The sequence below is a fragment of the Xenorhabdus sp. SGI246 genome (assembly GCF_040838225.1).
Lineage (GTDB): Bacteria > Pseudomonadota > Gammaproteobacteria > Enterobacterales > Enterobacteriaceae > Xenorhabdus > Xenorhabdus indica.
Map to the genome: position 1 here is coordinate 79,046 of NZ_JBFPEZ010000007.1, position 18,541 is coordinate 97,586.

At 45.4% G+C, this 18,541-nt stretch carries 14 protein-coding genes and 2 tRNA genes; 14 read left to right on the forward strand and 2 right to left on the reverse strand.

Annotated elements, in window-relative coordinates; translation table 11 throughout:
- Nucleotides 1–11: 11 nt before the first annotated feature.
- The 14 genes from folP (at nt 12) to ABLA85_RS02785 (ending at nt 15,721) form a co-directional block, all read left to right on the forward strand.
- A complete protein-coding gene (folP, locus tag ABLA85_RS02720; RefSeq protein ID WP_367961119.1) occupies nt 12–857 on the forward strand; it encodes a dihydropteroate synthase in 846 nt (281 codons plus the stop codon).
- Between the two features lie 76 nt (nt 858–933).
- Nucleotides 934–2,265 (forward strand): phosphoglucosamine mutase, encoded by a 1,332-nt coding sequence (glmM, locus tag ABLA85_RS02725; RefSeq protein WP_367961121.1) that lies wholly within the window; start codon nt 934–936, stop codon nt 2,263–2,265.
- A gap of 196 nt (nt 2,266–2,461) precedes the next feature.
- The gene (secG, locus tag ABLA85_RS02730) at nt 2,462–2,809 is read left to right on the forward strand and encodes a preprotein translocase subunit SecG (protein ID WP_038261492.1); all 348 of its coding nucleotides are present in this window, start codon (nt 2,462–2,464) and stop codon (nt 2,807–2,809) included.
- Between the two features lie 111 nt (nt 2,810–2,920).
- Nucleotides 2,921–3,010, forward strand: a tRNA-Leu gene (locus ABLA85_RS02735).
- Nucleotides 3,011–3,068: 58 nt separating this feature from the next.
- Nucleotides 3,069–3,145, forward strand: a tRNA-Met gene (locus tag ABLA85_RS02740).
- A 237-nt stretch (nt 3,146–3,382) separates the two neighbouring features.
- Nucleotides 3,383–3,835, forward strand: coding sequence for a ribosome maturation factor RimP (gene rimP, locus ABLA85_RS02745; RefSeq protein ID WP_367961124.1), 453 nt, complete (start codon nt 3,383–3,385; stop codon nt 3,833–3,835).
- 21 nt (nt 3,836–3,856) lie between these two features.
- Nucleotides 3,857–5,365: a transcription termination factor NusA gene (nusA, locus tag ABLA85_RS02750; RefSeq protein ID WP_047684420.1), complete on the forward strand. Its 1,509-nt coding sequence runs from the start codon at nt 3,857–3,859 to the stop codon at nt 5,363–5,365.
- A gap of 25 nt (nt 5,366–5,390) precedes the next feature.
- On the forward strand, nt 5,391–8,162 hold the full coding sequence (gene infB / locus ABLA85_RS02755) for a translation initiation factor IF-2 (protein ID WP_367961126.1): 2,772 nt from the start codon (nt 5,391–5,393) through the stop codon (nt 8,160–8,162).
- A 107-nt stretch (nt 8,163–8,269) separates the two neighbouring features.
- The gene (rbfA, locus tag ABLA85_RS02760; RefSeq protein WP_367961129.1) at nt 8,270–8,680 is read left to right on the forward strand and encodes a 30S ribosome-binding factor RbfA; all 411 of its coding nucleotides are present in this window, start codon (nt 8,270–8,272) and stop codon (nt 8,678–8,680) included.
- A complete protein-coding gene (gene truB, locus ABLA85_RS02765) occupies nt 8,680–9,627 on the forward strand; it encodes a tRNA pseudouridine(55) synthase TruB (protein ID WP_367961131.1) in 948 nt (315 codons plus the stop codon). Before rbfA ends, truB begins: the two co-directional genes overlap by 1 nt.
- Nucleotides 9,628–9,812: 185 nt before the next feature.
- Nucleotides 9,813–10,082, forward strand: a complete 270-nt coding sequence (gene rpsO / locus ABLA85_RS02770) for a 30S ribosomal protein S15 (protein WP_038261508.1) — start codon at nt 9,813–9,815, stop codon at nt 10,080–10,082.
- Between the two features lie 303 nt (nt 10,083–10,385).
- Complete coding sequence (pnp, locus tag ABLA85_RS02775; RefSeq protein WP_367961134.1) at nt 10,386–12,539, forward strand: polyribonucleotide nucleotidyltransferase; 2,154 nt, start codon at nt 10,386–10,388, stop codon at nt 12,537–12,539.
- Nucleotides 12,540–12,742: 203 nt separating this feature from the next.
- Entirely contained in the window at nt 12,743–13,627 is an 885-nt protein-coding gene (gene nlpI, locus ABLA85_RS02780; protein ID WP_367961136.1) for a lipoprotein NlpI, read from the forward strand.
- Between the two features lie 171 nt (nt 13,628–13,798).
- Entirely contained in the window at nt 13,799–15,721 is a 1,923-nt protein-coding gene (locus ABLA85_RS02785; RefSeq protein WP_367961138.1) for a DEAD/DEAH family ATP-dependent RNA helicase, read from the forward strand.
- 347 nt (nt 15,722–16,068) lie between these two features.
- On the opposite strand, the gene btsR is transcribed toward ABLA85_RS02785, so the two are convergent.
- Nucleotides 16,069–16,788: a two-component system response regulator BtsR gene (gene btsR, locus ABLA85_RS02790; protein ID WP_367961140.1), complete on the reverse strand. Its 720-nt coding sequence runs from the start codon at nt 16,786–16,788 to the stop codon at nt 16,069–16,071.
- A 2-nt stretch (nt 16,789–16,790) separates the two neighbouring features.
- Complete coding sequence (locus ABLA85_RS02795) at nt 16,791–18,488, reverse strand: LytS/YhcK type 5TM receptor domain-containing protein (RefSeq protein WP_367961142.1); 1,698 nt, start codon at nt 18,486–18,488, stop codon at nt 16,791–16,793.
- Nucleotides 18,489–18,541 lie beyond the last annotated feature (53 nt).

Sequence of the window (18,541 nt, forward strand, 5' to 3'; positions counted from 1 at the left end):
GCCCCCTAGCGATGAAACTGACTTCCAGAGGCAGCATTCTTGACCTTTCCCATCCACAAGTCATGGGAATTCTGAATGTTACCCCTGATTCCTTTTCAGATGGTGGTACTCACAGTACCCTTAATGCGGCACTACAACATGCTGTCAGAATGATTGAAGAAGGAGCCACTATTATTGATGTTGGTGGCGAATCGACGCGTCCCGGTGCGGATGATGTCAGTGAACAGGAAGAACTAGATCGCGTTGTGCCTGTAATAGAATCTTTGGCACAGCGTTTTAAGGTGTGGATCTCTGTTGATACGTCAAAAGCTATCGTAATGCAGGAAGCTGCCAAAGCAGGAGCTCATATCATTAATGACATCCGTTCATTGCAGGAGCCGGGAGCACTAGAGGCAGCGGTAAAAACAGAGTTACCAGTTTGTTTAATGCACATGCAGGGACAACCCCGAACTATGCAGGTAGAACCTCACTACGAAGATGTTGTGGCAGAAGTCAAAACGTACCTAGAAGAGCAGATTGAACGCTGTGTTGCGGCAGGCATTAAAAGAAACAAGCTGATGATAGATCCGGGATTCGGTTTTGGTAAGAATTTATCACATAATTATCAACTATTGGTTCATTTGAAAGAGCTCCACCATCTTGGCCTGCCGATTCTGGCTGGTATGTCACGCAAATCTATGATTGGTCAATTACTTCATGTTCCCCCACAGGAGAGAGTAACGGGAAGTGTTGCTTGTGCTGTCATTGCGGCTATGCAGGGAGCTCAGATTATTCGCGTGCATGATGTAAAAGAAACGGTGCAGGCAATGCAGATTGTTCAGGCAACCTTGTCAGAGAAGACGATTGTTCGTCAGTAGAGACCTTCCGGAAAAATTATCAGCAAGACACAGATTGTGAACAAAGAATACGTTCAGCAAAGGAAGAAAGAAATTTATGAGTAGCCGTAAATATTTTGGTACTGATGGAATCCGTGGCAAAGTCGGTAATAGTCCGATTACCCCTGATTTTGTTTTAAAACTTGGTTGGGCCGCGGGTAAGGTACTGGCGCGTCATGGTTCTCGCAAAATTATTATTGGTAAAGATACCCGCATTTCCGGCTACATGCTGGAATCTGCTTTGGAAGCGGGGTTGGCAGCCGCGGGACTATCAGCATCGTTTACTGGCCCGATGCCGACGCCAGCCGTAGCATACCTGACACGCACTTTCCGCGCTGAAGCGGGAATTGTTATTTCTGCTTCCCATAATCCTTACTACGATAATGGTATTAAATTCTTTTCCATTGATGGCACTAAACTTCCTGATGATGTGGAAGAAGCCATTGAAGCCGAAATGGAGAAGCCGCTGACTTGCGTAGAATCCGCTGAATTAGGGCGTGCTAATCGTATCGTTGATGCGGCAGGCCGTTATATCGAATTCTGTAAAGGCACATTCCCTAGTGAACAAAGTCTAAATGGATTAAAAATTGTATTGGATTGTGCTAATGGTGCTACCTACCATATCGCACCGAATGTTCTCAGAGAGTTGGGCGCCGATGTGATAACCATTGGTTGTGAGCCAAATGGCATCAATATCAATGAAGAATGCGGTGCGACAGATGTCCGGCTATTACAGAAACGGGTTTTGGAAGAGCAGGCAAATGTCGGTTTGGCATTTGATGGCGATGGTGATCGGATAATCATGGTTGATCATTTGGGTCAGAAAGTGGATGGAGACCAGATACTTTACATCATCGCACGTGAAGCATTGCGACAAGGGCAACTGCGTGGTGGAGCAGTGGGAACTTTGATGAGCAATATGGGATTGGAGTTGGCGTTGAAACAGCTTGGCATTCCATTTGAACGTGCCAAAGTCGGTGACCGCTATGTACTGGAGAAGTTGCAAGAAAAAGGTTGGCGTTTAGGCGCAGAAAATTCTGGTCATGTCATATTACTGGATAAAACCACAACAGGCGATGGTATCGTTGCTGGTTTGCAAGTATTAAGTGCTATGGTACGCAACAATATGAGTCTGCATGATCTGTGTAGTGGCATGAAATTGTTGCCACAAGTGCTGGTCAATGTGCGTTTTAGTGGTGATAACGACCCTTTGCAATCAGAACAAGTACTCGAAATTGTTAAAGAAGTTGAAACTGAGTTAGATGGCCGTGGTCGGGTACTGTTACGCAAATCGGGCACTGAGCCATTGATCCGTGTGATGGTAGAAGGTGAAGATGAGGAGCAGGTTACGGCATTGGCGCATCGTATCGCAGATGCTGTGAAAAAATAGCCTGATTTGCTGTTTTTTTCTTCGATCAGCATCAGTATTTGAAATTAACCTTGCTTGTCTGAAACGCTTTGGTTAGTATTCACACCCGCTCAATAAGTTAATTTTTTTAATTTTGAGCGGGTGATGCAGTATAACGTTCCAGAGTTATGACGTTACCAAAGTTATGGCAAATCCCACGAGGAAACGGGTACAACATATGTATGAAGCTCTTTTAGGTATATTCTTGCTGGTCGGTATCGGGCTAATCGCTCTGGTTCTGCTACAGCAGGGGAAAGGTGCTGATATGGGTGCTTCCTTTGGTGCGGGTGCGTCTGCAACGATATTTGGTTCATCGGGTTCTGCGAATTTTATGACCCGCATGACAGCAGTTTTTGCAACACTGTTTTTTGTTATCAGTTTGGTGCTAGGTAATATGACCAGTAACAGAACTGGTTCAAGCGGTAAGTGGGAAAATATTGCTGAACCTGCACAAGTTGAGAAACAAATAGAAGTTCCAGTAGTGCCAGCAAAGCCAACTAAACCGAATAGTGATATCCCACAGTAACTTGATAGAAAGCTTTCGGTAAAAAGAATAGTCAGAAAAAGAATTGAAGTAGGGTTGTTAATTTAAACAGTTAGTCTCTTAACAGGTTAAGATAACAGTTCTACAATCAGTGCCGAGGTGGTGAAATTGGTATACACGCTACCTTGAGGTGGTAGTGCCTAAACAACGGGCGTACGGGTTCAAGTCCCGTCCTCGGCACCATTAATCTAGAAACTTGCGTTTTTAGTTTTATCAGCGTAAGATTTGCCACGTTTTCGAACGCGGGATGGAGCAGCATGGTAGCTCGTCGGGCTCATAACCCGAAGGTCGTCGGTTCAAATCCGGCTCCCGCAACCACTTCTTAACAACATATACTCTTTCAAATAGTTATGATTTAGCAGCCTAGGGCATCAATCCTGATTTGACAGGTTGCTTCCAGAGGTATAGCTTTGAGGGATATAAAAGAAGTTGGTTGAGACCGCTGGCAGTAAATAGGGTCCAGTTGCATAAAGCCCCGGGTTTCGGGGTTTTTTGTTATTTGACAGCAGAACTACTGGGCTAATATAGCCCTTTTTTTATGTCTTGGGGGTGGGCTTGTCCACATTAGAGCAAAAATTAACAGCGATGATTTCAGCACCAGTTGAAGCTTTGGGTTTTGAATTAGTGGGCCTGGAGTTTATTCGCGCACGTGTATCGACACTGCGGGTCTATATCGATAGTGAGGAGGGTATCACTGTTGATGATTGTGCTGATGTTAGCCATCAGGTCAGTGCAGTACTCGATGTTGAAGATCCTATCTCAGGGCTTTATAACCTGGAAATATCTTCACCGGGGCTTGATCGTCCACTGTTTAAGGCTGAACACTACCAGCGTTTCATGGGTGAAGAAGTCAGCTTGATGTTACGCATGGCAATGCAAAACCGTCGTAAATGGCGAGGAATTATCAAAGCTGTTGATGGTGAAATGATTACGGTTACGGTGGATGGAAAAGACGAAGTGTTCGCACTGAGCAACATCCAGAAAGCGAATCTGGTACCCCACTTTTAAAGTTCAGATGAGGCAACTAGGATGAATAAAGAAATTCTGGCTGTTGTGGAAGCGGTTTCTAATGAAAAATCTCTCCCTCGTGAAAAAATCTTTGAAGCATTAGAGATTGCATTGGCGACAGCCACCAAGAAAAAATATGAGCAGGAAATCGATGTCCGTGTTTGCATCGATCGTAAATCCGGTGATTTTGATACTTTCCGCCGTTGGTTAGCTGTTGAAGAAGTCACTCTGCCGACGCGTGAAATCACATTGGAAGCTGCAAAATTTGAAGACCCAGAAATTGAACTGGGTGGTTATATTGAAGATCAAATTGAATCAGTAACTTTTGACCGTATTACAACTCAGACTGCAAAACAGGTTATCGTGCAGAAAGTACGCGAGGCTGAACGTGCAATGGTCGTTGATCAGTTCCGTGAACAGCAGGGCGAGATTGTGACTGGTCAGGTCAAAAAAGTAAATCGTGACAATATTACGCTTGATTTGGGCAATAATGCTGAAGCGGTTATTTTGCGTGAAGACATGTTGCCACGTGAAAACTTCCGTCCGGGTGACCGCGTGCGTGGTGTCTTGTATGATGTGCGTCCAGAGGCGCGTGGTGCACAGCTTTTCATTAGCCGTTCTCGTCCAGAGATGCTGGTTGAATTGTTCCGCATCGAAGTACCGGAAATTGGCGAAGAGATCATTGAAATCAAAGCTGCTGCCCGTGATCCGGGTTCCCGCGCTAAAATCGCGGTGAAAACTAATGACAAGCGTATCGATCCGGTCGGTGCTTGCGTAGGTATGCGCGGTGCAAGGGTACAGGCCGTTTCCAGTGAGTTGGGCGGCGAACGAATTGATATCGTATTGTGGGATGACAATCCTGCGCAATTTGTTATTAATGCAATGGCTCCGGCGGATGTTGCATCTATCGTTGTTGATGAAGATAACTGTACGATGGATGTTGCCGTGGAAAACAGCAATCTTGCTCAGGCGATTGGTCGTAATGGCCAAAACGTCCGTCTGGCGGCACAATTGCTGAAAAAACACCGTGGTGATGACAAGTGGGAACTGAATGTCATGACTGCGGAAGAGCTGCAAGCGAAACATCAGGCAGAAGCTCATGCTTCTATTGATACATTTACTAAGCATCTCGACATTGATGAAGATTTCGCCACTGTATTGGTCGAAGAAGGTTTCTCCACACTGGAAGAGTTGGCTTATGTGCCAATCAATGAACTTCTGGCAGTGGAAGGCCTTGATGAGGAAACCGTTGAAGTTCTCCGTGAACGTGCAAAAGCGGCCTTGACGACGCTGGAACTAGCTCAGAAAGAGAGTCTTGGTGATCAGCAACCTGCCAAAGATTTACTGGATCTGCCTGGCATGGAGCGTACTTTGGCGTTTAACCTGGCTGCCCGTGGCATCTGCACTCTGGAAGATCTTGCCGAGCAGGGTATCGACGACTTATCTGATATCGAAGGACTGAATGATGAGAAAGCAGGAGAACTCATTATGGCAGCCCGAAATATCTGTTGGTTTGGCGATGATGCATAAATAAACTGTAGCAGGAAGGAACAGAATGACAGAGGTAACCGTAAAATTACTAGCAGAAGAGATCCAGACATCGGTTGAACGCCTGATCCAGCAATTCGCTGATGCTGGCATTCAGAAAACCGCAACTGACTCTGTTTCCCAGAAAGAAAAAGAAGCTTTGCTGGCCCACCTGAACCGAGAACAAGGCGGTACTGGCGGTCAGCCAGGTAAATTAACACTACAGCGTAAAACGCGCAGTACACTGAACGTCCCTGGCACCGGTGGCAAAAGTAAATCGGTAGCGATTGAAGTCCGTAAAAAACGCACATATGTGAACCGTGACGCGATTGAACAAGCTAAAGCGGAAGAACAGGCGAAGCGTGAAGCGGAAGAGCAGGCTCGGCGCGAGGCAGAAGAAAAGGCGCGGCTTGAAGCTGAAGCGAAGAAACTCGCGGAAGAGCAAGCGAAACGTAACGCGGAAGAACAGGCAAAACGCGAAGCAGAAAAGCAAGCTCAACGTGAAGCAGAAGAAAAAGCCAAACGTGAAGAGGCTGAAAAGGCTCAGCGTGAGGTAGCGGAAAAAGAAAAAGTGACTAAGCAACATACCGAAAAGAAATCGAAACCAGTGCAAACTGAACCAGCAGCGCAAACTGAAAAAGCGCGTCGTGAAGCTGAAGCAGCAAATTTAAAACGCAAAGCTGAAGAAGAGATGCGTCGTAAAGTTGAAGCGGAAGCAAGACGGGTAGCAGAAGAAGCTCGCCGCATGGCAGAAGAAAATCAGGATAAATGGTCTGACGACTCTGATCTTAATGACAGCAATGACTATCATGTAACCACTTCCCGTCATGCCCGTGATGCGGAAGATGAGAATGACGCTAAAGTTGAAGGCGATCGCCGTGCCCGCAACCGTGGCGGCAAATCCTCCCGCCAGAAGAAGAATAACAAACATTCTGAATCGAAAGCTGATCGTGAAGAAGCACGTGCAGTCGGTCGTACTAAAGGCAAACAGCGCAAAACCTCCGCTTTACAGCAGAGCTTCACTAAACCTGTAGCAGTTGTTAACCGTGATGTGGTGATTGGTGAAACCATTACCGTTGCTGAACTGGCTAATAAGATGGCTGTTAAAGGTTCCCAGGTCATCAAAACCATGATGAAGATGGGTGCAATGGCGACCATTAACCAGGTTATCGATCAGGAAACAGCTCAACTGGTTGCCGAAGAAATGGGGCATAAAGTTATTCTGCGTCGTGAGAATGAGCTAGAAGAAGCGTTGATGAGCGATCGTGATACTGGTGAAACTCAGGCAGAGCCTCGTGCGCCTGTGGTTACCATCATGGGTCACGTTGACCACGGTAAAACTTCTTTGTTGGATTACATCCGTTCAACCAAAGTGGCTTCCGGTGAAGCGGGCGGTATTACACAGCATATCGGTGCATATCATGTGAAAACTGAAAAAGGCATGATCACCTTCCTGGATACTCCAGGTCACGCTGCGTTTACCTCGATGCGTGCTCGTGGTGCTAAGGCAACCGATATTGTTGTTCTGGTTGTCGCTGCGGATGATGGCGTGATGCCTCAGACTATTGAAGCTATCCAGCACGCCAAAGCAGCGAGTGTGCCGGTAGTTGTTGCGGTTAATAAAATTGATAAACCAGAAGCTGATCCGGATCGCGTGAAGAATGAACTGTCACAGTACGGCATTATTCCGGAAGATTGGGGCGGTGAAAACCAGTTTATCAATGTATCTGCTAAAGCGGGTATTGGTATTGATGAATTGCTGGAAGCTATCCTGCTGCAAGCTGAAGTTCTGGAGCTGAATGCAGTTCGTACTGGTATGGCAAATGGCGTGGTCATTGAATCCTTCCTGGATAAAGGCCGCGGTCCTGTTGCAACCATTCTGGTGCAGTCTGGTACTCTGAACAAAGGTGATATCGTTCTGTGCGGCTTCGAATATGGCCGTATCCGTGCGATGCGTAACGAACTTGGTCAGGAAGTTATGTCTGCCGGCCCATCTATGCCAGTGGAAATACTTGGTCTGTCCAACGTGCCATCTGCGGGTGATGAAGCAACTGTTGTACGAGATGAGAAGAAAGCCCGTGAAGTGGCATTGTACCGTCAGGGTAAATTCCGTGAAGTGAAACTGGCTCGCCAGCAGAAATCTAAGCTGGAAAACATGTTTGCTAACATGGAAGAAGGTAAAGTATCTGAACTGAACATCGTCCTGAAAACCGACGTTCAGGGTACGTGCGAAGCGATTTGTGATTCACTGATGAAGTTGTCTACTGACGAAGTGAAAGTGAAAATTATCGGTTCCGGTGTGGGTGGTATCACTGAAACTGACGCAACGCTTGCGGCAGCATCCAACGCAATCATTCTGGGCTTCAACGTCCGTGCTGATGCATCTGCACGTCGCATCATTGAAAACGAAAGTGTTGATCTGCGTTATTACTCCGTTATCTATAGCTTGATTGATGAAATCAAACAGGCAATGAGCGGTATGTTGGCTCCAGAATACAAACAGCAAATCATGGGTCTGGCAGAAGTCCGTGATGTCTTTAAGTCACCGAAATTTGGTGCAATTGCTGGCTGTATGGTGACAGAAGGTACCATTAAACGTAATAATCCAATCCGTGTTCTGCGTGATAACGTGGTTATCTACGAAGGTGAACTAGAATCTCTGCGTCGCTTTAAGGATGACGTTAACGAAGTTCGTAATGGCATGGAATGTGGTATTGGTGTGAAGAACTACAATGATGTTCGTGTTGGCGATATGATAGAAGTCTTCGAGGTTGTTGAAATTAAACGCTCCATCGATTAAAAAACCACAATTGCCCAATAGATTTCAGGTAGCAGCTTGAAAGACGGGTATAGATTCATCCATTCTTGGGGGGCTTAATGCCCCCCAAAATGTCAGGAGATAAAACAATGGCAAGAGAATTCAGTCGTACTCAGCGCGTTGCACAAGAAATGCAAAAAGAGATTGCCATCATTTTACAGCGTGAAGTCAAAGATCCCCGTATCGGCATGGCCACCGTTTCTGGTGTTGAGGTTTCCCGTGATCTGGCTTATGCCAAAGTATTTGTGACTTTTTTGAATGTGTTAGTAGAAGAACATGATTCAGGTAAGGTTCAAGAGGGTATCAAGGCATTGAATGAAGCCTCTGGATTTATTCGTTCTTTACTAGGCAAAGCGATGCGTCTGCGTATTATTCCTGAACTGACGTTTTCTTACGACAGTTCTTTGATAGAGGGGATGCGCATGTCAAATCTGGTGACTAATGTCGTAAAAAATGATGAACAGCGTCGTGTTTCTGCGGATCATAACGAGGAAAAGTAATGGGGCGTCGTCGTCGGGGTCGTGCGATACACGGTGTACTGTTGCTGGACAAGCCGCAGGATATTTCCTCCAATGATGCTTTACAGAAAGTAAGGCGGGTCTTTAATGCCAGCAAAGCAGGTCATACAGGTGCGTTAGATCCGTTGGCAACTGGAATGTTGCCGATTTGTCTGGGTGAAGCGACCAAGTTTTCTCAGTTTTTGCTGGATTCTGACAAACGCTATAGAGTCATTGCCCGTTTAGGACAGCGCACTGATACTTCCGATTCTCATGGAAAAATCATTTGTGAACGTGAAGTTCAGGTGACTCTGGCTCAGCTTGATGCAGCATTGGAAACATTCCGTGGTGATACCATGCAGGTTCCTTCCATGTACTCTGCATTAAAACATCAGGGAAAACCGCTGTATGAATATGCTCGTCAGGGCATTGAAGTTGAGCGGGAAGCGCGTTCAATTACTGTTTATGAATTGCAGTTCATTCGCTGGGAAGGTGATGAACTGGAGCTGGAAATCCACTGTTCCAAAGGGACTTATATCCGTACGATCATTGACGATTTAGGAGAGTTGTTGGGTTGTGGTGCCCATGTGATTTATCTGCGTCGTTTGCAGGTTGCCAATTATCCTAATCATAGAATGGTGACATTGGAACAGTTATATGAGTTAAAAGAACAGGCGGAAAGACAACAGATTGAAACAGGAGAATTGCTCGACCCATTGCTGTTACCGATGGATACGGCAGTTGTGCATTTCCCTGTAATTCATCTGACATCTGTTGTTGCTGCTTATTTTAAGCAGGGACAGCCTGTTCGTAGCCAGCACCGTTTACCATCTGGTGAGTGGGTACGTATTACCGAAGGAGATGAAAACAAATTCATCGGTATTGCCGTGATTGATGATGATGGTTTAGTGGCTCCGCGTCGTTTGGTCGTGGAAGATAATGTTAGTTAAAACTAATGTTAGTTAAAATTTATGATAGTAAAAACCGAATGATGGTTGAATTATATCAAAAGCAAGCATTTATGGAGTTATCTTGCGCTTCATCTATTTGCAGCGTAGAATAATGCGCCTGTATATGAGTGGCTGAATTAGAGATCGGCACTCATCATTTATAATCTATTATTTGGAGTTATACTATGTCTCTAAGTACTGAAGCAAAAGCGCAGATTATTGCTGAGTTTGGCCGTGGCGCTAACGACAGTGGTTCTAGCGAAGTTCAGATTGCCCTGCTGACTGCACAAATCAACCATCTGCAAGGTCACTTTGCAGAGCATAAAAAAGATCACCACAGCCGTCGTGGTCTGCTGCGTATGGTTGCACAGCGTCGTAACCAACTGAACTACCTGAAGCGTAAAGATCTGGCTCGCTACACCGCGCTGATTGAGCGTCTGGGACTGCGTCGCTAATTGATGAGTTTCAGTGGAAAGGGGCCTATCGGGCCCCTTTTCTTCTAGAAAGTAGAATTTAAGAAACTTAAATTCCGTTTCTGAAATATTTGAACCTCTTCAGCTACAGTGACTCGCGCGGCTAATGAGAGTACTTAAAAGAATATGCCCGGTAGATGCCAAGTTATAGTGCGGCTAACAAAGCTGCACTTGAAAGACAAAAGGGATTAAGTGCTGTCATTAGTCGTGAGGGTGTAGCAATGAAGAGAATATCCATTGTTGCTGATAGTTAAAAGGCAGCAACACTAACGAAGGAATATTATTTTGCTGAATCCGATTGTTCGTAAATTCCAGTATGGTCAGCACACGGTGACCATAGAAACAGGCATGATGGCTCGTCAAGCGACAGCGGCTGTTATGGTAAATATGGATGACACTGCGGTATTTGTTACCGTTGTTGGTCAGAAAAAAGTGAAACCAGGTCAGGATTTTTTCCCACTGACTGTTAACTATCAAGAACGTACATATGCGGCTGGCCGTATTCCTGGCAGTTTTTTCCGTCGTGAAGGCCGTCCGGGTGAAGGTGAAACCCTTGTTGCCCGTCTTATCGACCGTCCATTGCGCCCACTATTTCCGGAAGGTTTCCTGAACGAAGTTCAAATCATTGCAACCGTTGTTTCCGTAAACCCACAGGTTCACCCGGACATCGTTGCTATGATTGGTTCTTCTGCGGCGTTGGCGTTGTCTGGCATTCCATTCAATGGCCCAATTGGTGCAGCGCGCGTTGGTTATATCAATGATCAGTATGTGTTGAACCCAACCAGCGATGAACTGAAAAACAGCCGCTTGGATTTGGTTGTTGCAGGTACTGAAAGCGCTGTACTGATGGTTGAATCCGAAGCGGATCTGCTGACAGAAGAACAGATGTTGGGTGCGGTGGTGTTCGGTCATGAACAACAGCAGATTGTGATTGATAATATCAATGCATTGGTTGCTGAAGCGGGTAAAGAGAAGTGGGATTGGACACCAGAGCCTGTCAACCAATCTCTGCATAATCGCGTTGCTGAGTTGGCAGAAAGCCGTTTGGGTGATGCTTACCGCATTACTGAAAAACAGGAGCGTTACGCTCAGGTTGATACTATCAAAGAAGAAGTTTCTGCTATCATTCTGGCAGAAGCAGCAGAAAATGGTGTTGAACTGGAAGAGACAGAAGTGCTTGAAGTATTGTCTGTTCTGGAGAAAAACGTCGTTCGTGGCCGTGTCCTGCGTGGTGAGCCTCGCATTGATGGTCGTGAAAAAGATATGGTTCGTGCACTGGACGTTCGTACTGGCGTATTGCCACGTACACATGGTTCATCGCTGTTTACCCGTGGAGAAACTCAGGCACTGGTTACAGCAACACTGGGTACTGAACGTGATGCTCAGGTGATTGACGAACTGATGGGAGAGTACACAGATCGCTTCCTGTTCCATTACAACTTCCCTCCATACTCTGTTGGTGAAACGGGTATGGTTGGTTCGCCAAAACGTCGTGAAATTGGTCATGGTCGTTTGGCGAAGCGTGGTGTTCTGGCGGTAATGCCTGGCATCAATGAGTTCCCGTATACCGTTCGTGTGGTTTCTGAAATTACTGAATCCAATGGTTCTTCTTCTATGGCTTCCGTTTGTGGTGCTTCATTGGCACTGATGGATGCAGGTGTACCAATTAAGGCAGCAGTTGCAGGTATCGCCATGGGGTTGGTGAAAGAAGGCGATAACTTTGTAGTTCTTTCTGATATTCTGGGTGATGAAGATCATCTGGGTGATATGGACTTTAAAGTTGCAGGTAGCCGTGATGGTGTCAGCGCATTACAGATGGACATCAAAATTGAAGGTATTACCCGTGAAATCATGCAAATTGCTTTGAATCAGGCCAAAGGTGCTCGTTTACATATACTGAACGTAATGGAGCAGGCAATCCAGAGTCCACGTAATGATATCTCTGAATTTGCGCCACGTATTCATACCATCAAGATAAATCCAGATAAGATCAAGGACGTGATTGGTAAAGGTGGTTCCGTGATCCGTGCTCTGACAGAAGAAACAGGCACAACTATCGAAATCGAAGATGACGGTACTGTGAAGATCGCAGCAACTGATGGTGAAAAAGCACGTCATGCTATCAGCCGTATTGAAGAGATTACTGCTGAAGTTGAAGTTGGCCGTATTTATACTGGTAAAGTTACCCGTATTGTTGATTTTGGTGCATTTGTTGCGATTGGCGGTGGTAAAGAAGGATTGGTACACATTTCTCAGATCGCAGACAAGCGTGTAGAGAAAGTCACTGACTATTTGCAGATTGGTCAGGAAGTTCCTGTCAAGGTGCTGGAAATTGACCGTCAGGGTCGTATCCGCCTGAGTATGAAAGAAGCAGTAGTTAATACTATGCTGAATATTATTGATGAAACATCACAATCACCGGAATCATCAGTAGAATAAATTTGACGTAAAGAGCGGTGTCCTGTAAAAAGGGCGCCGTTTATCTCCAATAGATTTCGAGTTGTCGCCAACAAAGGACAATTTGAAAGATAAAGGAGAGCAGCTAATTTCTGGCAGGATGCTTGAAATATACAATGTGGGTGGAACAACCGTGGGTGAAGTAACAGGGCATTCTGATTAATGTCTGACTTCAGGAGTGGGAAATGAATTCTTTTCTGCGCTGGTATTACGTTGCAGCTATTTTTCTCCTTATAGGATGTGGCAGCACTGAGTGGCGTAAAAATGAAGTTTTTGCTATTCCACTTCAACCAACATTGCAACAAGAGGTTATTTTGGCGCGCATGGAACAAATACTTGCGAGCCGTTCTCTTAAGGAAGATGAGTATGCACAGCTTTTATATGAAAGAGGTGTGCTGTATGATAGCCTCGGACTGAGGGCATTGGCACAGAATGATTTTTCAGTGGCTTTGTCTATCCGTCCTGATATCCCTGAGATTTTTAATTATTTGGGGATTTATTTTACGCAGGCAGGCAATTTTGATGCTGCCTATGAAGCGTTTGATTCTGTTTTAGAGCTTGATCCAACTTACAACTACGCGCGAATGAATCGCGGAATTGCACTGTATTACGGTGGCCGTTATCATTTAGCGCAGGATGATCTGCAGGCGTTTTATCAAGACGATCCAAATGATCCCTTCCGTTCGTTGTGGTTGTACCTTGTGGAAGAGAAAATCGATCCGAAGGTTGCAATGACTAATTTGTCGCATCGTTTTGACAAAACGAACCGGGGGCTATGGGGCTGGAATATTGTTGAATTCTATTTGGGTAAGATCAGTGAGAAGACACTGATGGAACGCCTGAAACAGGGTTCGACAGATAACACTTCGCTCGCTGAGCATCTCAGTGAAACTGACTTCTATTTAGGTAAGCATTACCTAAGTCTGGGGGATGAGGATAGCGCGGTTGCGTTATTCAAGCTGACGGTAGCTAATAATGTCCATAATTTTGTTGAGCACCGCTATGCATTGTTGGAATTGGCGCTGCTAGGCCAAAGACAAGATGACCTATCAGAATCGAACCAACAATAGCTGACGAACATTTTCACGACAGATTTTTAAGTCCACATCTATGAGAGGTGGGGACTTGTTTGTTCGTTTTATAACATAATTTGAGCCAGTTCACATTTTAAATGAAAATGACAGAAATTCTTTTCACTGTGTTATGTAGACTGGCCGCCACGATCAATGAGGCACCATTACATGACCACTGAGACTGAAATCTCTTTTGCTGATTTAGGGTTATCAGCACCTATTCTTTCTGCACTGCAAGACATGGGCTACGAGAAGCCCTCACCAATTCAACAGCAATGTATTCCTCACCTGTTAAATGGTCGTGACGTGCTTGGTATGGCGCAGACTGGGAGTGGTAAAACTGCGGCTTTCAGCTTGCCTTTACTGCATAATATTGATGCTGAGCTTAGAGCTCCACAGATCCTTGTGTTAGCACCGACCCGTGAACTGGCGGTACAGGTTGCTGAAGCATGTTCAGATTTTTCCAAACATATGCGTAGTGTGAATGTTGTCGCGCTCTATGGTGGACAACGTTATGACGTTCAATTGCGTGCTTTGCGTCAGGGGCCACAAGTTGTAGTGGGAACACCGGGTCGTCTGTTGGATCATCTGAAGCGTGGTACGTTGGATCTGTCCAACCTGAAAGGTCTGGTGCTGGACGAAGCTGACGAGATGCTGCGTATGGGCTTTATTGAAGATGTTGAAAACATCATGAGCCAGATCCCGGCAGAACATCAGACTGCATTGTTCTCAGCGACTATGCCTGAAGCGATTCGTCGTATCACTCGTCGTTTCATGAACGAGCCACAGGAAGTTCGCATTCAGACCAGCGTAACCAACCGTCCCGATATCAGCCAGAGCTACTGGTCTGTTTACGGTATGCGTAAAAATGAAGCACTGGTACGTTTCCTTGAAGCAGAAGATTTTGATGCGGCAATTATTTTCGTCCGCACCAAGAATGCGACTCTGGAAGTGGCAGAAGCGCTTGAGCGTAACGGTTATAACTCTGCGGCACTGAATGGTGATATGAACCAGGCTCTGCGTGAACAGACTCTGGAACGTTTAAAAGATGGCCGTTTGGACATTCTGATTGCAACAGATGTTGCTGCCCGTGGTTTGGATGTTGACCGTATCAGTCTGGTTGTTAACTATGACATTCCGATGGATGCTGAGTCATATGTACACCGTATCGGTCGTACAGGTCGTGCTGGTCGTGCCGGTCGTGCGCTGCTGTTTGTTGAAAACCGCGAACGCCGCCTGCTGCGTAACATTGAACGCACTATGAAGCTGACAATCCCGGAAGTAGAGTTGCCAAATGCTGAACTGCTGAGCCAGCGCCGTCTGGAAAAATTTGCTGCTAACGTTCAGCAGCAGTTGGAAAGCAGTGATCTGGATCAATATCGTGCTCTGTTGTCTAAATTGGGCACCAGTGACGAATTGGATATGGAAACGTTAGCTGCGGCATTGCTGAAAATGGCACAAGGTGAACGTTCATTGATCCTGCCACCAGATCCAGTTCGTCGTCCTCGCCGTGAATTCAATGATCGTGATGACCGTCGCCGTAATGGCAATGGCTTTGGTGAGCGTGACAGAGGTGATAGAGGCGACAGAGGTGATCGTCCTCGTCGTGAGCGCCGTGATGTTGGCGATATGGAACTGTACCGTATTGAAGTGGGTCGTGATGATGGTGTTGAAGTACGCCACATTGTGGGTGCTATTGCTAATGAAGGTGATATCAGCAGCCGTTACATCGGTAATATCAAACTGTTTGCAACGCACTCTACAATTGAGCTACCAAAAGGAATGCCAGGGGATTTACTGACTCATTTTACCCGTACTCGTATCCTGAACAAACCAATGAACATGCAGTTGCTAGGCGAAGCACAGCCATTTGAACGCCGTGAGCGTCGTGGTGGTGGTCGCAATGGTAATGGTAATGGTGGTAACGGTTCACGTCGTGATCGTGACGGCTTTGGTAACGGTGGTGGTCGTCGTTTTAACAATGAACGTCGTGGTGGCGGTGAGCGTGGTTCTTTCCGTGGTCGCAATAACGACGATTTCAACGGTGGTGCACAACGTCGTCGTCAGCAACAAAGTAATGGCAACGTTTAATACGTCATTGATTATTGTTTCGTGTTAGCAATAACACGCTGAAATATCGAATTGAATTAAGCCCTTTCTCTTTATAACAGAAAGGGCTTTTTTATGTTTTCAATATTCTCATTTTCGTAGCCATTTTCTGGCTGTATGAAGCACTTTCTGAACGTGAACTGAAACCACTCGTTATAGACTGCTTTTTATTACTGCTTTTTTTGATCAAAAATCAGATGATTGCTTAACTCACAGCTTGTGTATTAAGTCGCAGTATATCTTTGATTTCTAAATCGGAAAGTAAGTAATCACCTTATTTTATTTTGGCTTAGTGGTAGAGAGTACAGACATTATTTTTAAAAAAATAATTAAATTAACCCCAGTTCCTCTTTGAGAGGCTTTAAGTAACGGCGGCTGACAGGAATACGTTCATCATTGCGCAATACCAATTCCGCCTGGCCGTTTTCCCCAAAAACAATCTCCCGCAAATGGGTCATATTGACAAGATACTGTCGATGGCAGCGAGTCAGGGGCGTACGGGTTTCCAGAGTGCGCAAGGTCAATTCAGTAAAACCTTCCTGTCCATTGGCACTCATGACATATACGCCACTCAAACGTGAGGTGATATACAGCACATCATCCAGTTGCATCAGCCATATCCGACTGTGTCCTGTGCAGGGAATATATTTCAGTTGCTCATTTTCGGAGTGTAAATCTGCCAGACTCTGTTTTTGATAACCCGAACGAAGTCGTTGTAATGTCTTGCTCAGTCGCTCTTTTTCCAGCGGCTTTAGCAGATAATCAAACGCATGTTCTTCAAATGCCTGTATTGCATATTCATCAAAAGCGGTAAGAAAAACGATATAAGGGCGATGCTCAGGGTCGAGCATACCCACCATTTCAAGCCCAGTGATGCGGGGCATTTGAATATCAAGAAAAATCACATCCGGTTTCAGACGATGAATGGTGCCAATGGCTTCTACTGCATTGGCACATTCACCGATGATCTGAATATCTGTTTCTTCTTCCAACAGGCAACGTAAATTCTCACGAGCCAGTGGCTCATCATCAACAATTAATACATTCATACCTACGCTGCCCTATCAGCCTCTTTTTCCAGTGGTAAGCATAAGATGACACGAGTAAATTCTTCTGGTTGGTAATCAACACGCACACCATAATGTTCACCATAGCGAAGCCGCAGGCGCTTATCTACCAAGCTCATTCCAAGTCCATCCCCCATTTTTTTCGGGCAATAAAGCCCGGCATTATCTTCAATTTCTACCAATAGCAGATTAGTTTGCTGATAAGCTCTAATCGTAATTCTTCCTGTATCCAGTAACTGTGATGTGCCATGTTTAATTGCGTTTTCGACCATAGGTTGCAGGGAAAATGCAGGCAATTTGGCATAACGCAGAGACTCCGGTATATCTATGGTTATCTGGAGACGTTCACAGAATCGTGCTTTTTCAATTTGTAAGTAAGCATTCACATGCTCTATTTCATTTTGTAGTGTGGCGATTTTTTCTGGTCGCTTCAGATTCTTGCGAAAGAATGTTGAAAGGTATTGCACAAGCTGACCTGCTTGCTGGCTATCGCGTCGGATCACTGCCTGTAGTGTATTCAGGGCATTAAATAAAAAGTGAGGATTCACTTGCGCGTGAAGTAGTTTTACTTCTAGTTGTAACAGAGACTGCTTATTCCGTTCATATTGTCCCGCAAGGATTTGGGCAGAAAGCAAGCTGGCAATTCCTTCACCTAATGTTCGATTGATCGAACTAAATAAACGGTTTTTGGCTTCATACAATTTTATCGTACCGATCACTTGCTGATTTTCTCCCCGCAGAGGAATAACCAGTGCTGAACCCAACTTGCAAGTGGGATTGAGAGAGCAGCAATAGGGAGTTTCATTACCGTCAGCGTAGACTACCTCATTATTTGCTATCGCACGATGTGATTGCTCGGAAGCAATAGGCGTTCCCGGTAAGTGATGGTCGGAACCAATGCCGATAAATGCCAGTAGTTTTTCCCGATCAGTAATTGCGACAGCCCCGATTTCCAGTTCCTGATAGATAACTTTTGCTACACGCATGCTGTTAGCTTCATTAAATCCCTTAAGTAATATCCCTTCGGTGCATACCGCGATTTTCAGGGCCTGGGCAGAAAAAGCACTGGTATATTTTTCGAATATGGCGCGTCTGTCCAGTAAGATACGGATAAACATAGCTGCCCCGATACTGTTAGCGATGATCATAGGAGCGGCGATATTTTTCACTAAATTAAATGCTTCACTGAAAGGGTTAGTAAACAGCAGAATAATCCCCATCTGAGCACATTCGGCAAAGAATGTCACAATCGCCGCAGTCCATAGATTAAGTAACTTATTGATCTTGCCCCGCTTCATTAAATAACTGTGTACAAGACCGCCAATAACGCCTTCTATAATAGTGGATACCATACAACTGAATGCGGTCATCCCGCCAAGGGAGTAGCGATGCAATCCTCCTGTGAATCCTACCATCGCTCCGACTGTTGGCCCGCCCAGGAAGCCACCTAATACAGCACCAATAGCACGGGTATTAGCAATAGAATCATTAACATGCAGGCCAAAATATGTTCCCATGATGCAGAAGATGGAGAAAATGACATAACACATGAGCTTATGAGGTAAGCGAACACTCACTTGCAGTAAGGGAATGAACAGAGGCGTTTTACTCAGTAGCCAGGCAATCACCAGATAGATACACATCTGCTGGAGCAGTAGTAACACGAGGTTAAATTCATACATGTTTTTTCACGGTATGTTTGATAACGGTAAATAGATTTATCCGGTCATTATCA